Source organism: Micromonospora sp. NPDC002575 (assembly GCF_042889525.1).
Classification (GTDB): domain Bacteria; phylum Actinomycetota; class Actinomycetes; order Mycobacteriales; family Micromonosporaceae; genus Micromonospora; species Micromonospora carbonacea.
The window spans coordinates 1-1,187 of the sequence record NZ_JBIARA010000081.1 but is presented as its reverse complement, the minus strand read 5'-3'; the positions used below and the strand labels follow the sequence as shown (position 1 = coordinate 1,187).

1 protein-coding gene is annotated in these 1,187 nt (G+C 70.3%); it reads left to right on the top strand.

Annotated features, from left to right (window positions below):
- The first annotated feature begins 332 nt into the window (after positions 1-332).
- Positions 333-1,097: a C40 family peptidase gene (locus tag ACFYWL_RS31255; protein WP_386980459.1), complete on the top strand. Its 765-nt coding sequence runs from the start codon at positions 333-335 to the stop codon at positions 1,095-1,097.
- Positions 1,098-1,187: the final 90 nt, after the last annotated feature.

The following is a 1,187-nucleotide window of genomic DNA, read 5'->3' as shown; positions in this document are numbered from 1 at the left end:
GGTGACCGTTCCGTGACCTCGACCACACTCATGAGAGGGGGATGAGAAGCGGGCTTGGCCAACCGTCTCAACCGATGGTAAGTGAGGGGCAATTCGGACGTAACGACGAAAGGCCGTGATCACAGGCTTGCAGGGTTGCGTCCGCAATGTCCGTTACGACGTCAATGGGAGCTCCAACTCCGTGGAGTTGCGGCCGCGGTTGAACAACTGTGGCGCAGCCCACGTTTCTTGTAGGTATGGAGGAGCCCCTGATACCGATTGCTCTCATGTCCCACACCGCTCACATACGCAGCCACCGGAAGCCCCGCCGCAGCGCGTCCTCGAACCTCGCGATGCGCGCCGGAGTCGCCGGTGGCGTCCTCAGCATGGCGGCGGCGGGTGCGTCGGCCTCGGCAAGCGCCGCGGAGCCGGTGACGCAGACCCTCGAACTGCCCACCCTCACGGCCGACCTGTCCAGCCAGGTCGCCGAGTCCGCGTACGCCACGGAGCTGGCGGCCGCGAACTACGAGCTGGCGGCCGAGCGCGACGCGGCCGCCGCGAAGGCCGCGAAGCAGGCCAAGTCGGACCTCGCGGAGGCGAAGAAGAAGGCCGAGGCGCGGAAGAAGGCCGCCGAGGAGGCCGCCCGCCGGGCGGCCGCCGAAGCCGCCGCCTCCCGGTCCGCCGAGCGCACCACCCTCACGACCACGTCCGCTCCCGCGTCCGCGTCCGCCTCGGCGTCGGACACGGTGACGACGCCGGCGAGCGGTTCCGTGGGCACCGTCATCGCCTTCCTCAAGGCGCAGCTGGGCGACGCCTATGTGATGGGCGCCACCGGCCCCAACGCGTGGGACTGCTCCAGCCTCGTCCAGGCCGCCTTCCGGCAGGTCGGCGTGGACCTTCCGCGGGTCTCGCAGGACCAGTCGATGGCCGGGGTCGAGGTCGGCACCTCCAACCTCCAGGTCGGGGACATCCTGTACTGGGGCGGCAAGGGCTCCGCGTACCACGTGGGTGTGTACGTCGGGAACGGCCAGTACCTGGACGCGGCCAACCCGTCCAAGGGCGTCGTCATCCAGGACCTGTCCGGGTATCCGGCGTCGGGTGCGGTGCGCGTGCTCTGAGACCAGCGACGCGTGTGGGTGCACGCGTGACCGGCGAAGGGCCGCAGCCGCTCGGGGGCTGCGGCCCTTCGCCGTTGTGCGCCGCACGGC